The following is a 12448-nucleotide window of genomic DNA, read 5'->3' on the forward strand; positions in this document are numbered from 1 at the left end:
GGGGGGGGTGGGTGGACGTAGCAAACAACCGGGCGGACTAGAAAAACCAATTGACGGGGCATAGCAGGAGGGAAGAAAGAAGGCCCGCCCACCCCCTGCGGGGTGGCCGGGCCTCGTGTCAGGACCGGGGACTAGCGGGCGATCACGCCCCGCCGGCCGCCATCTGGCCCGACGGCGGCAGGTCGCGCGGCACCAGACCGGCGCCCGCGGGCACCGACTGGGGCTCGGCCTGGGTCGGACGACGACGCTCGTCGCGCTCCGTACCGCGGAACGTGAACTCGCCGAGGATGCCCTCGCCCTCGCCGTCGACGATCACCAGCTGACCCGCCGTGAGGTCGCCGAACAGGATCTTCTCGGACAGCGTGTCCTCGATCTCCCGCTGGATCGCCCTCTTGAGCGGACGGGCGCCGAGCACCGGGTCGTAGCCCTTCTCCGCCAGCAGACGCTTCGCGGCGGGGGTGAGCTCGATGCCCATGTCCCGGTCGCGCAGGCGACGGTCGAGCTTCGCGATCTCCAGGTCGACGATCTCGATGATCTCGTTCTGGGAGAGCTGCGGGAACACGACCACGTCGTCGACGCGGTTGAGGAACTCGGGCCGGAAGTGCTGCTTGAGCTCCTCGTTGACCTTCGCCTTCATGCGCTCGTAGGAGGTCACCAGGTCGCCGCCGGCGTTGAAGCCGGTCTGGACGCCCTTGGCGATGTCCCGCGTGCCCAGGTTGGTGGTCATGATGATCACGGTGTTCTTGAAGTCGACCACGCGACCCTGCGAGTCCGTGAGGCGACCGTCCTCGAGCACCTGCAGCAGCGAGTTGAAGATGTCGGCGTGCGCCTTCTCCACCTCGTCGAACAGGACCACGGAGAACGGCTTGCGCCGCACCTTCTCGGTGAGCTGGCCACCCTCGTCGTAGCCGACGTATCCGGGCGGGGAGCCGAACAGTCGCGAGACCGTGTGCTTCTCCGAGAACTCGGACATGTCGAGCTGGATGAGCGCGTCCTCGTCCCCGAACAGGAACTCGGCGAGCGCCTTGGCGAGCTCGGTCTTACCGACACCCGTGGGGCCGGCGAAGATGAACGAGCCACCGGGACGCTTCGGGTCCTTGAGGCCGGCCCGCGTACGGCGGATGGCCTGCGACAGGGCCTTGATGGCGGTCTCCTGGCCGACGACCCGCTTGTGCAGCTCGTCCTCCATGTGGAGCAGCCGGCTGGACTCCTCCTCGGTGAGCTTGACGACCGGGATGCCCGTGGACATCGCGAGGACCTCGGCGATCAGCTCGTCGTCGACCTCCGCGACCGTGTCCAGGTCGCCCGACTTCCAGGCCTTCTCCTTGTCCGCGCGGACCTGCGTGAGCTGCTTCTCCTTGTCACGCAGCCCGGCGGCCTTCTCGAAGTCCTGCTCGTCGATCGCCGACTCCTTCTCGCGGCGCGCCTCGGCGATGGACTCGTCGAGCTCCTTGAGCTCCGGCGGCGCCGTCATGCGACGGATGCGGAGCCGGGCCCCGGCCTCGTCGATCAGGTCGATCGCCTTGTCCGGGAGGAACCGGTCGTTGATGTACCGGTCCGCGAGCGTGGCGGCGGAGACCAGCGCGGAGTCCGTGATGGACACGCGGTGGTGCGCCTCGTAGCGGTCGCGCAGACCCTTGAGGATCTCGATGGCGTGCTCGAGCGACGGCTCGGCCACCTGGATCGGCTGGAAGCGACGCTCCAGGGCCGGGTCCTTCTCGACGTACTTGCGGTACTCGTCGAGGGTGGTGGCACCGATCGTCTGCAGCTCACCGCGAGCCAGCATGGGCTTCAGGATGGAGGCGGCGTCGATCGCGCCCTCGGCGGCACCCGCACCCACCAGGGTGTGGATCTCGTCGATGAACAGGATGATGTCGCCGCGGGTGCGGATCTCCTTGAGCACCTTCTTGAGGCGCTCCTCGAAGTCACCGCGGTAGCGCGAGCCGGCCACCAGGGCGCCCAGGTCCAGCGTGTAGAGCTGCTTGTCCTTGAGCGTCTCGGGGACGTCGCCCTTGACGATGTCCTGGGCGAGGCCCTCGACGACGGCCGTCTTGCCGACGCCGGGCTCACCGATCAGCACCGGGTTGTTCTTGGTGCGGCGGGACAGCACCTGCATGACCCGCTCGATCTCCTGCGTGCGCCCGATGACCGGGTCGAGCTTGCCCTCGCGCGCGGCCTGGGTGAGGTTGCGGCCGAACTGGTCGAGCACGGCCGAGCCCGCGGGCTGACCTTCCTGAGGGCCACCGGCGGAGACAGGCTCCTTGCCCTGGTAGCCGCTCAGCAGCTGGATGACCTGCTGGCGAACCTTGTTCAGGTCGGCACCCATCTTGGTGAGCACCTGTGCGGCAACGCCCTCACCCTCGCGGATGAGGCCGAGCAGGATGTGCTCGGTGCCGATGTAGTTGTGACCGAGCTGCAGCGCCTCGCGGAGCGACAGCTCAAGGACCTTCTTGGCGCGCGGCGTGAACGGGATGTGCCCGCTCGGCGCCTGCTGCCCCTCACCGATGATCTCGGTGACCTGGGTACGGACGCCGTCGAGCGAGATCCCGAGCGACTCCAGCGCCTTGGCGGCCACGCCCTCACCCTCGTGGATGAGGCCGAGCAGGATGTGCTCCGTGCCGATGTAGTTGTGGTTCAGCATCCGCGCCTCTTCCTGGGCGAGGACGACGACCCGACGGGCGCGATCCGTAAATCTCTCGAACATGTGCTGCTCCCTCACGAGCGGCGTACACCTGCACCGGCGGTACCAGGCCTGACCGCAATGACTCTATGCGCTCCCAACGCGCCCATGTACCGGTTGATGCCCATGTTCGCCAGGGGCGTGACGATGTACCACCCGCGGACGGCAAAGTCCGGGCCGGCACGCGGCGACACGCCCGGACAAGCGGATTCGACGGCGAGTCCGGGCTGATTCCCGGCCGATTCCGGCGAAGGTCGTTGACGCCTCCCCGCGTACCCGGCAGTCTCGTTGTCAGACCCGCACCCGCGCCGGGAGGCCACATGGCGGACGAACCGAGCCCGACCCCCGAGTCCTGGGAACAGATCGTCGCGCGCTTCGCGCGCTTCTCCGGCGTCGTCGGCGAGGTCGACGACCCGCTGACCTGGGGCCTCGACCTCGTCGAGGAGGAAGTCACCGGGGTGTCCGACAGCACGGACCCCACGGAGGAACGCTTTCTGCGCTCCTACCGCACCTTCGCCGGCGAGACGGTGGAGGTCGAGACCCTGCGCGTCCCGGCCACCCCGGCACAGGTCGAGGACATCGTGCGGGCCGCCTGCAGCGGCGCGCTCGTCGCCCCGCTGCACGCCGACGTCGACCCGGGCGCCTCGCCCGAGGTGGCCGACGTGGCCGAGCTCGCCGAGTCGTACCAGGACTACCGCAGCGCGATGCGGGCCATCGTCGCCGAGGTGGACGACGTCCCCTGCGAGACCCGCCAGTTCCACGTCGACGGCACGGCCAAGCGCTGCATGCGGGTCACCGTGCGCAACGTGACCGCCGTCTACTCCCCCGCCGCCGACCGTGCGGTGGTGGTCACGGGACCCGCCGACCTGGTGGACCGGATCGACGTCATCACGCGGCCGATCCGCAACCTGCTCCACGGCGAGGAGGGGCCACGGTTCTGAACGGCTCCGCGGCCGCGGCGGTAGGATCGCCGCCGTGATCCGCACCATCGCCTCCGCCGCAGCGCTGCGGCCGACGGCACGTCACGTCACGGCACGTCGCCGGCTCTCCCTGACCCTGCTCCTCCTGTTCGTGCTCGCCCTGGTGGGCACCGCCGTCGTCGGGCAGCGGGCCGTGGCCGCCGAGCGCAGCGGCGACGACATCTGGGTGAGCGCCGACGGCGTCGCGTTCGAGCGCGGGCGTGAGAGCGACGAGGTCACGTACGTGGTCCGGTCCCCGACGTCGAAGAGCGCCCGCTCGTACTCGCGCGACCTGACCCGGTCCGAGCAGAACCAGGGCTGGACGTCGTTCCGGGAGGCCCGCCAGGCCTACCCGGACGGCTACTGCGTGGTGTGGGTCGAGGTCGAGGACGCGAGCAGCTGGCACGAGTCGGGCAACAGCAGCGTGTGCACCGCCGCCGAGCAGGCCCCGGCCCCCACCTCCACGCCGACGCCGACCCCCACGCCCGAGGCCGAGGAGACGGCAGAGGCCACGCCCACGCCGACCGCCACGGCCCCGCCGGTCGCGGCCGAGCCCGCGGCGCCGACGTCGACCCCGACGCCCACGCCGACCACCGGCCCGTCCGCCTCGGCCACGCCCAGCCCGACGCCGTCGCCCACCGTCTCGGCGACACCCAGCCCCTCGCCGTCCCCGTCGTCGACCCCGGCGCTGCTGCCCGACCTCGGCCAGCCCGCCGCGGCCACCGTGCAGACCCCCGTCGCGGACGAGGACGAGGTGATCACGCCGCTCGGCTGGGTCGCGGTGCTCGGCGGCGGGACGCTGCTGGCGCTGGGCGGCCTGCTCGTGCTCTGGCGCCGGCTCACCTGACGCGCCGCCGGCCCGGGCCACCAGCCCGGGACCGGCCCCCGCCGTCCGCCCCGGCCGGACCGCGCCGCTCCGGCCGGACCGCGCCGCCCGGGGCAGACTGAGGCGGTGACCACTCCCGCAGGCCTCCTGCTGACCCCCGGCGCGGGCGCGAACCGCGACAGCCCGGCGCTCGTCACGGTCGAGCGCACCCTGGCCGACGCCGAACCGCCGCTGCCCGTGCGCCGCGCCGACTTCCCGTACCGCCTGGAGGGACGCCGGATGCCGGACCGGGCGCCGGTCGCCGTCGAGCACCTGCGGGCCGTGGCCGCCGCCTGGGCGGACGAGCTCGGCGTGGGCACGGACCGGCTGCTCCTGGGCGGGCGGTCGTACGGCGGGCGGATGTGCTCCATGGCGGTCGCCGAGGGGCTGCCCGCCGCCGGCCTCGTGCTGCTCAGCTACCCGCTGCACCCGCCGGGGCGGCCGGAGAAGCTCCGGGTCGAGCACTTCGGGCGGATCGAGGTGCCCACCCTCTTCGTGTCCGGCGACAAGGACCCGTTCGGCACGCCCGACGAGCTCGCGGAGCACGTCGCCGCGATCCCCGGGCCGGTCACCACCGTGACGCTGTCGGGCGCGCACGACATGCGCGGCGTCGCGCGCGAGCAGGCCGTGGCCGACGCGGTGGCGACGTGGGTGCGGAACATGTCAGACCCTCAGGTCACCCGGGGGACCTGAGGGTCTGACACGTTCGAGCGGGTCAGGAGCCGGTCAGCGGCCGCCGGCCGGCTTCTCCGGGTACTCCGGCGGGGTCTTCTCCAGCTCGATCGCGATCTCGCGGCGCTCGGCCACGATGTGCGGCCGCTCCTCGTCGCGCTGCTCCAGCGCGTCCGCCTGCAGCTCGGCGCTGAGGTGGTCCCAGTACAGGGTGCCGTCGAGGTGCTGGGACTCGTGGATGAAGCAGCGCGCCAGGTAGCCCGTGCCGGAGAGCTGCACCGGGCCGCCGTGCTGGTCCACGCCCCGCACCGTGGCCGCGCCGGGACGCACCAGGGGCTCGTACGCGCCGGGCACGGAGAGGCAGCCCTCCTCCTCGGTCTCGGGCTCGGCCTCCAGGTCCATCTCGAGCACCGGGTTCACCACGTGGCCCACGTGCCGGTCGCCGGACGCGTCGGTGAGGTCGTACACGAAGACCCGCAGGTCCACGCCCACCTGGGGCGCCGCGAGGCCCACGCCCTGCGCCGACTCCATCGTGGCGAACAGGTCGTCCACCAGCCGGGCGAGCTCCGGGGTGGAGAACTCCTCGACGGTGCGCGCGGGGGCGTGCAGCACCGGCTCGCCGATCTCGGTGATGCGCAGCACGTGGCCACGGTCCACCTCGGGGGCGGTCGCGGGGTACTCCTCGACCGGCTCGCCGAGCAGGTACGTGACGGGCTTACGTCGTCGGGGGCGGGTCCATGCCATGGCAGAGAGGGTACCTTCGACGCATGCCGCACACGCCGATCCGCGACGCCGCAGGCGCCGCGGGGTACGTGCTCGACGCGGCGCAGCACGCCGCCGCGGAGCACCTCGAGGACCTGCTGCACACCCTGGACGCCGGGCCGGGGCACGCCCGCCGCGACGCGGTGCCCGGCGCCTACCTCTGGGGACCGGTGGGCCGCGGCAAGACCTGGCTCCTGGACCGGTTCCACGCCCGGGCGGGCGGTCCGCGGTTCCACTTCCACGAGTTCTACCGCGCGCTGCACGCCGAGGTCTGGGCACGTACGGGCACACCCGACGCGATGGACCGCGCCCTGGACGCCCTGCTCGGCGGCTCGCGGGTGCTCTGCTTCGACGAGCTCCACCTGCACGACGCCGGGGACACCATGCTGCTGTCCCGCGCCCTGCGCACCCTGCTCGGCCGCGGGGTCACGCTCGTCGCGACGTCGAACTACCCGCCGCAGGGCCTGCTGCCCGACCCGCTGTTCCACGAGCTCGCGGAACCCCTGATCGCGCTCCTGGAGTCGTCGCTCGACGTGCTGCGGGTGGACGGGCCGGTGGACTACCGCGAGCTCCGCGCGCCAGGCGTCCGGCCGGGCGTCGGGCCGAGCGTCGCAGCGGGTGCGGACGGCGGCGGCTGGCGGGCCGGGTCCGCGCTGCCGCCCGGTCCGAGCGGCCTCGCCGGCGCCGGGCTGACCCGGCCGACGGCGGACGAGGCGGCCGACGTGCCCCTCGCCGGCGGGCGGAGCGTGCGCGCCCTGCGGGCGTCGGACGGGCTGGTCTGGTTCGACTTCGCCGGCCTCTGCGCGGCACCCGTCTCCGCGCTGGACCTGCTGTCGCTGGCGGAGCGGTTCGACCGGTGGGTGGTGTCCGACGTCGTGCCGTTCGCCGACTGCCGGATCAGCACGCAGCAGCGGTTCGTGAACCTCGTGGACGTGCTCTACGACCGGGACCTGCCGCTGGTGCTGACCGCGCCGGGCCCGCTGGACGAGGTGCTCGTGGTGCCTGCCGGCCGCCCCGCGCCCCCGGACCTGGCCCGCGCGACGAGCCGGCTGCGACAGCTGGGACAGGCCGCGCAGCTCGCGGGCGAGGGCGTCGGATGAGGCGGGCACGGCACACCCCCACGGGCGGCGACCGGACCGCCCTGGCCGCGCTCCGCCGTCGGGCCGCGCCCGCCGCCGCCGCGGTGCTGACCGTGGCCGCGGGCCTGTCCGTGCGGTCGGTGCTGACCGGCGACCTGGCGAAGTACGCGGGCGACGCGCTCTACGCGCTGCTGATCTTCTGGCTCGTGCTGGTGGTCGCGCCGCGCACCCGCGGGTGGGTGGCCGCCGCGGTGGCGTGCGGGGTGAGCGTCGCGGTCGAGCTGTTCCAGCTCACCGGGATCCCCGCCGAGCTGGGCGCGCACAGCACGCTCGCCCGCCTGGTGCTCGGCACCACCTTCAACGCCCCGGACCTGCCGTTCTACGCCGTGGGGGCGGGCGCGGGGTGGGCGCTGCACCTCCTGGCCGGACGCGTCGCCAGGTGGTCTGCCGGACGGCGCACCGCGCGGCGCGCCCGAGCGCCGCACGCCTGAGGGTCGCCGGTCACGGACGGGCCGTCCGTCTCGTCGGCGGGGTCGACAGCGATCCTCGGTACGGAAGGAACCCGATGAACATCGCCCTGTGGACAGCGGCCGGACTGCTCGCCCTCGCCTACGTGGCCGGGGGCCTGATCAAGGTGGTCATGAGCAAGCCGCGGCTCCTGGCGACGGGCGGGCCGTCGGCCGGGTGGGCCGAGGAGGTCAGGCCGGCCGGCATCAAGGCGATCGGCGTGCTCGAGATCCTGGGCGGCCTCGGCCTGGTGCTGCCCGCCCTGGTGGGCGTGGCGCCGGAGCTGGTGCCGCTGGCCGCCCTGGGCCTGGCGATGATCATGGTGGGGGCCGCGGTCACGCGCCTCGCACGCCGCGAGTACCGGCTCCTGCTCGTGGACCTCGGCTATCTGGTGCTGATCGCCTTCGTGCTGTGGGGCAGGCTCGGGCCGGAGGCGTTCGTCGCGTGACCCGGCCCGGCCAGGGCGAGCCCGGGCTCATTCGACGCTGCGCAGCGCGTGGTCGCTGGTGTTCAGACGGCGCGCGCCGTCCGCGGTGACCGTGACGATGTCCTCGATCCGCACGCCGAAGCTGCCAGGCAGGTAGATGCCGGGCTCGACCGAGAAGCACATGCCGGGGACCATCGGCAGCTCCTCGCCCTCGATCATGTACGGCGGCTCGTGGGTGGTGACGCCGATGCCGTGGCCGGTGCGGTGGATGAACTGCTCGCCGTACCCGGCCTCGGTGATCAGCCGCCGCGCCGCCCGGTCGACCTCCTGGCAGGCCACCCCCGGCCGGACCGCGTCGACGCCGGCCTGCTGGGCCTGCCGCACGATCTCGTGCACCTCGCGGACCTGCGCGGTGGGTTCGCCGACACACACCGTGCGGCTGGTGTCGGAGCCGTAGCCGAACATCAGGCCGCCGAAGTCGAGCACCACGCAGTCGCCGTCCTGGATCTTGCGCACCCCCGCCTCGTGGTGGGGGTTGGCCCCGTTGGGCCCGGACCCCACCACGGTGAAGTCGACCTGCTCGTGGCCGTGGGCGCGCAGCAGGTCCGCGAGGTCGGCGGCGACGTCGGTCTCCTGGCGGCCGGCGAAGCGCACGCGCAGGATCTCCTCGTAGGTCGCGTCGGCGGCCGCGCCCGCGGCGGCCAGGCGCGCCAGCTCGTTCTCGTCCTTGACGGCGCGCAGCATCGGGAGCCGGTGGGTCAGCGACCGGTAGCCCGACGCGGGCAGCGCCGTCTGCAGCCCCAGCAGGTGCAGGGCCCACGTGTTGTCGGAGACGCCGAAGGTCCCGTCCGGGCGCAGCAGGTCGCGCACCACGTCGTACGGGTCGGCGCCGTCCAGCCAGCCCACGAGCGTGGTCGCCGGGGCGCCCTCGGCCCGCTCGGCGTCCGGCCGCTCGAGCGTCGGCACCAGCAGCGTGGGCTCCCGATCCGGGGTGAGCAGGAGCATGGTGAGCCGCTCGGTGATCGCCGTCGGCTGGTACCCGGTGAGCCAGACCAGGTCGGGGCCGGGGGCGACCAGCACGCCGTCGAGGCCGGCGGCCCGGGCGTCGTCGACCACCCGTGCCATCCGGGCGGCGTAGTCCCGGGTGGTGAACGGGACGGCGGTCAGCGGTGCTTCGGTGCTCATGACGTCTCTCCCGAGGGGTGGTCGACCGACGCGGCACCGGTCGCCGTGCCGGTCGCTGGATCAGTCGCGGCCGCGGTCGTGGGCAGCGTGTGCAGGTGCGCGGCGGCTGCCGCGGCCGAGTCGGACATCGTGCCCCGGCCGGCCGGGTGCCGCACGATGACGACGATAGCGAGCAGCAGCCCCAGCGCGCTGAACACCGCCATCACCCAGGACGCCGCGGCGAGGCCGGACGAGAGGGCGGCGGCGTCCCCCGCGCCGTCCGCCACCTGGTTGGCGGTCACGGTGGCGTAGATCGTCGCCGCCAGGGCGGTCGCGACCGCGGCCCCGACGTACCGGGCCATGTTGGAGAAGCCCGAGGCCTCCCCCACCTGCTCGGGCGACACGGCCGCCGTGGCGGCCGCCGACGACGGCCCGTTCGACAGCCCCATGCCGACGGCGATGGCGATGAGCGGCAGCAGGAACGTCACGTACTGCCACGACGCGTCCGCGAGCCCGATCAGCACGAAGCCCGCCGTCGTGATCGCGAACCCGGCGCCGATGGCCTGCCGGGGGCCGAACCGGGCGGCGAGTCGGGGCACCAGCGGGGCGATGACCACGAGGCCCACCGTCGCGGGCAGCGTGGCGAGGCCCGCCTCCAGCGGAGAGAAGTCAAGGGTGGACGGGTCCTGGAAGTAGAGGCTGAGCAGGTACATCAGGCCGTTGATCGTGCCGGCGCCGATCAGGATGGCGATGGTCGCGCCCACCAGCGTCCGGTTGCGCAGCAGGGCCAGGTCCAGGAGCGGGGCCTTGACGCGCCGCTCGGTCCGCACGAAGGCCCAGCCCGCGACCAGGGTGATCGCGAAGCAGGTGAGGGTGGGCACCGAGAACCAGCCCCAGTCCCCGCTCTTGCTCACGCCGAGGATCAGCGGCACCAGGGTGACCGCGATCAGCACGGTGCCGAGGTAGTCGACGGACCGTGGCGCCTCGGGGTCGCGGGACTCCGAGACGGTGAAGAAGGTGAGCACCATGCACAGCACCGCGACGCCGGCGTCGATCCAGAACAACCCCTGCCAGCCCGTGACGTCGACGAGCACGCCGCCGACCAGCGGTCCCGCGGCCGCGCCGACGGCCGCCGCCGCGCCCCACAGCGAGACCGCGCGGAGGTTCTCGTCCCCCTTGGTGGCCACCGACAGCAGGCTCAGCCCGCAGGCCAGGATGGTCGCGCCGGCCGCGCCCTGGATGACCCGGCCCGCGATCACCATGCCGCCCGACTGCGCCAGCGCGATCAGCACGCAGGAGACGACGAACAGCGCCAGGCCGAGCTGGAAGACCCGCTTGCGGCCGAACACGTCGCCCAGGGAGCCTGATGTGATGATCACGGCGGCCCCGACGAGCGAGTAGCCGGTGACGGCCCACTGAAGGGTGTCGACCGACATCCCGGTGTCCTCGCTGATCGCCGGCAGCAGGATGCTGACGGCGGAGGTGTTGGCGTTGACGACCAGGGTGGAGATGCAGGTCGCCGCGAGCACCCCACCGGCGCCGACCGCCGCGCCCGCCGCGCTCATCCGAGGCCCCTCATGCGCGCGACGGTAGGGGCCGGCGAGCACGCGGTCGTCACCCGAACTGGGTGATTGGGGCCGGCAGGCCGACGCACGCGGGCGTCCGCCTCGGCACGTCCCGGCCGATCAATTGTCCTGGTGGGAGCCGCCGGCAGGGTCTTAGGTTGGTCGCGATGAACCTCGGACTCCACCACCTGATCGATCCCCGGCTCCGGTCCCTCGTCGAGGAGACCAGCGAGTTCTACGCCCACCGCCCGTCCGGGCAGGGCCCCGGCGGCTGGGAGGAGCTGCTGGCCGTGCGCGCGCGGCTCGCCAACCCCGCCGCCGCGGACCCGCCGCCGGTCGAGGAGGTCGTGAGCGCCGGTGGGCGCGACGTCCGTCTACGGATCCACGAACCGGTGGGCGCACCGAGCTCCGGTGTGCTCCTCGAGCTCCACGGCGGCGGCTTCTACATGGGGACGGCGGCCGGCAGCGACGTCCGCGACCGGGCACTCGCCGACGCGCTCGGCATCACCGTGATCGGCGTCGACTACCGCCTCGCTCCCGAGCACCCGTGGCCCGCCGCCCCGGACGACTGCGAGACCGCCGCGCTCTGGGTCGCCGAGCACATGTCCGAGCGTTTCGGCACCAGCAGGTTCGCGATCGGCGGCTTCTCGGCCGGCTCCACGCTCGCGGTGACCACCCTCGTGCGCCTGCGCGACCGGGGCGTTCACGCCGTCGACGCGGCCGTGCTCCGGTTCGGCACCTACGACCTCAGCGCGCGGACGCCGGCGGGTCGCCTCATCGCCGACGAATACTTCATCGAGGCCTACGCGGGGTCCGCCCCGGACCGGACGGTGCCGGACCTCTCCCCGCTCTACGCCGACCTGACCGGGCTGCCGCCCGTCCTCATGGTCGTCGGTGAGGCGGACATCCTGCTGGAGGACAACCTCGCGATGGCCGCGCGCCTGTCCGCGGCCGGCGTGGACCTCGACTTCCGTGTGTATCCCGGTGCCCCGCACGCGTTCACGGGACACCCGACCCCCATGGGGCGGGCGGCGCTCGACGACATCGAGTCGTGGCTCGGGGGCCGGCTCGGCCACTCGGGGGCGTGACGGCCGATGCATGCCTATCCCCCGCTCGGTGTCGAGGTGCGCACACCACGGCTGGTGCTGGCTGGTGCGACCGACGAGCGCCTGGCGCAGCTGCTCCCGGTGGTGCGGGCCGGCGTCGTCGGCCCGGAGCCCCTGCCGTTCGACGACCCCATGTCGCTCTACGCGGACAGCCCTGAGCGCGAGTGGCGCTGGCTCCGCGGTATCTGGGCCGGGCGCGCCCAGGTCGATCCCGACCGGTGGCGGCTGTACTTCGTGGTGCTGGTCGACGACGAGCCGGTGGGGATGCAGGATCTCGTCGGCACCGGCTTCAGCCGGTTCGGGTCCGTGACGACGTTCTCGTGGCTGGCCCCCGGCGCGCGGGGCAACGGCATCGGATCGGAGATGCGGGCGGCGGTGCTGCACCTCGCGTTCGACGGCTTCGGCGCCCGGGAGGCGACGAGCGAGGCGTTCGTCGACAACCACGCGTCGAACCGGGTGTCCGAGCGCCTCGGCTACGAGCCCAACGGCAGCGACTGGGCCACCCGTCGCGGGGACGCCGCGATGCTGCGGCGCTGGCGGCTCACCCGCGAGCGCTGGGCCGAGTCCCGGCGCGCCGACATCGAGCTCGCCGGGGTGGAGGAGTGCCGGCCGGTGCTCGGGCTGTAACCCGGGCCGGGCTGCTCCCCCGCAGCCCCGCGCCG

At 73.3% G+C, this 12448-nt stretch carries 12 protein-coding genes; 8 read left to right on the forward strand and 4 right to left on the reverse strand.

Translation table 11 applies throughout. The annotated features are described in order from the left end of the window. Window positions 1-142 precede the first annotated feature (142 nt). Window positions 143-2704 carry an ATP-dependent Clp protease ATP-binding subunit gene (locus ACFV9Q_RS08340; RefSeq protein ID WP_377231697.1) on the reverse strand — a complete coding sequence of 854 codons (2562 nt, stop codon included), beginning with the start codon at window positions 2702-2704 and terminating at the stop codon, window positions 143-145. A gap of 296 nt (window positions 2705-3000) precedes the next feature. Between ACFV9Q_RS08340 and ACFV9Q_RS08345 the strand changes: the two genes are divergently transcribed. The 3 genes from ACFV9Q_RS08345 to ACFV9Q_RS08355 all read left to right on the forward strand — a co-directional run bounded on the left by ACFV9Q_RS08345 (window position 3001) and on the right by ACFV9Q_RS08355 (window position 5197). Continuing rightward, window positions 3001-3621 carry a hypothetical protein gene (locus tag ACFV9Q_RS08345; protein ID WP_377231696.1) on the forward strand — a complete coding sequence of 207 codons (621 nt, stop codon included), beginning with the start codon at window positions 3001-3003 and terminating at the stop codon, window positions 3619-3621. 34 nt (window positions 3622-3655) lie between these two features. Further along, complete coding sequence (locus ACFV9Q_RS08350; protein ID WP_377234007.1) at window positions 3656-4486, forward strand: hypothetical protein; 831 nt, start codon at window positions 3656-3658, stop codon at window positions 4484-4486. A 105-nt stretch (window positions 4487-4591) separates the two neighbouring features. Next, a complete protein-coding gene (locus tag ACFV9Q_RS08355) occupies window positions 4592-5197 on the forward strand; it encodes an alpha/beta family hydrolase (RefSeq protein ID WP_377234008.1) in 606 nt (201 codons plus the stop codon). Window positions 5198-5230: 33 nt separating this feature from the next. On the opposite strand, the gene def is transcribed toward ACFV9Q_RS08355, so the two are convergent. Further along, entirely contained in the window at window positions 5231-5920 is a 690-nt protein-coding gene (gene def, locus ACFV9Q_RS08360) for a peptide deformylase (RefSeq protein ID WP_377230111.1), read from the reverse strand. 23 nt (window positions 5921-5943) lie between these two features. Here def and zapE point away from each other — a divergent pair, with 23 nt between their 5' ends. From zapE to ACFV9Q_RS08375, 3 genes are all read left to right on the forward strand, one after another. Further along, window positions 5944-7038, forward strand: coding sequence for a cell division protein ZapE (zapE, locus tag ACFV9Q_RS08365; protein ID WP_377234009.1), 1095 nt, complete (start codon window positions 5944-5946; stop codon window positions 7036-7038). Further along, window positions 7035-7508 (forward strand): DUF2809 domain-containing protein, encoded by a 474-nt coding sequence (locus ACFV9Q_RS08370; protein WP_377234010.1) that lies wholly within the window; start codon window positions 7035-7037, stop codon window positions 7506-7508. Before zapE ends, ACFV9Q_RS08370 begins: the two co-directional genes overlap by 4 nt. Window positions 7509-7582: 74 nt before the next feature. Next, complete coding sequence (locus tag ACFV9Q_RS08375; RefSeq protein ID WP_377234011.1) at window positions 7583-7972, forward strand: DoxX family protein; 390 nt, start codon at window positions 7583-7585, stop codon at window positions 7970-7972. A gap of 27 nt (window positions 7973-7999) precedes the next feature. On the opposite strand, the gene ACFV9Q_RS08380 is transcribed toward ACFV9Q_RS08375, so the two are convergent. Both ACFV9Q_RS08380 and ACFV9Q_RS08385 read right to left on the reverse strand, forming a co-directional pair. Further along, complete coding sequence (locus ACFV9Q_RS08380; protein WP_377234012.1) at window positions 8000-9136, reverse strand: aminopeptidase P family protein; 1137 nt, start codon at window positions 9134-9136, stop codon at window positions 8000-8002. After that, window positions 9133-10680, reverse strand: coding sequence for an MFS transporter (locus ACFV9Q_RS08385; RefSeq protein WP_377234013.1), 1548 nt, complete (start codon window positions 10678-10680; stop codon window positions 9133-9135). The genes ACFV9Q_RS08380 and ACFV9Q_RS08385 overlap by 4 nt, the downstream gene beginning before the upstream one ends. Window positions 10681-10847: 167 nt before the next feature. Between ACFV9Q_RS08385 and ACFV9Q_RS08390 the strand changes: the two genes are divergently transcribed. Then, window positions 10848-11768, forward strand: coding sequence for an alpha/beta hydrolase (locus ACFV9Q_RS08390; RefSeq protein ID WP_377234014.1), 921 nt, complete (start codon window positions 10848-10850; stop codon window positions 11766-11768). A 6-nt stretch (window positions 11769-11774) separates the two neighbouring features. Then, on the forward strand, window positions 11775-12413 hold the full coding sequence (locus tag ACFV9Q_RS08395) for a GNAT family N-acetyltransferase (RefSeq protein WP_377234015.1): 639 nt from the start codon (window positions 11775-11777) through the stop codon (window positions 12411-12413). The last annotated feature ends 35 nt before the right edge of the window (window positions 12414-12448 follow it).

The sequence above is a fragment of the Promicromonospora sp. NPDC059942 genome (genome assembly GCF_042731755.1).
Taxonomy (GTDB): Bacteria; Actinomycetota; Actinomycetes; order Actinomycetales; family Cellulomonadaceae; genus Promicromonospora.

Excerpts from the sequence above, each read along its gene's own strand:
- ACFV9Q_RS08340 (WP_377231697.1), bottom strand. The coding sequence starts at position 2,704 with ATGTTCGAGAGATTTACGGATCGCGCCCGTCGGGTCGTCGTCCTCGCC.
- ACFV9Q_RS08345 (WP_377231696.1), top strand. The coding sequence starts at position 3,001 with ATGGCGGACGAACCGAGCCCGACCCCCGAGTCCTGGGAACAGATCGTC.
- def (WP_377230111.1), bottom strand. The coding sequence starts at position 5,920 with ATGGCATGGACCCGCCCCCGACGACGTAAGCCCGTCACGTACCTGCTC.
- zapE (WP_377234009.1), top strand. The coding sequence starts at position 5,944 with ATGCCGCACACGCCGATCCGCGACGCCGCAGGCGCCGCGGGGTACGTG.
- ACFV9Q_RS08370 (WP_377234010.1), top strand. The coding sequence starts at position 7,035 with ATGAGGCGGGCACGGCACACCCCCACGGGCGGCGACCGGACCGCCCTG.
- ACFV9Q_RS08375 (WP_377234011.1), top strand. The coding sequence starts at position 7,583 with ATGAACATCGCCCTGTGGACAGCGGCCGGACTGCTCGCCCTCGCCTAC.
- ACFV9Q_RS08380 (WP_377234012.1), bottom strand. The coding sequence starts at position 9,136 with ATGAGCACCGAAGCACCGCTGACCGCCGTCCCGTTCACCACCCGGGAC.
- ACFV9Q_RS08385 (WP_377234013.1), bottom strand. The coding sequence starts at position 10,680 with ATGAGCGCGGCGGGCGCGGCGGTCGGCGCCGGTGGGGTGCTCGCGGCG.
- ACFV9Q_RS08390 (WP_377234014.1), top strand. The coding sequence starts at position 10,848 with ATGAACCTCGGACTCCACCACCTGATCGATCCCCGGCTCCGGTCCCTC.
- ACFV9Q_RS08395 (WP_377234015.1), top strand. The coding sequence starts at position 11,775 with ATGCATGCCTATCCCCCGCTCGGTGTCGAGGTGCGCACACCACGGCTG.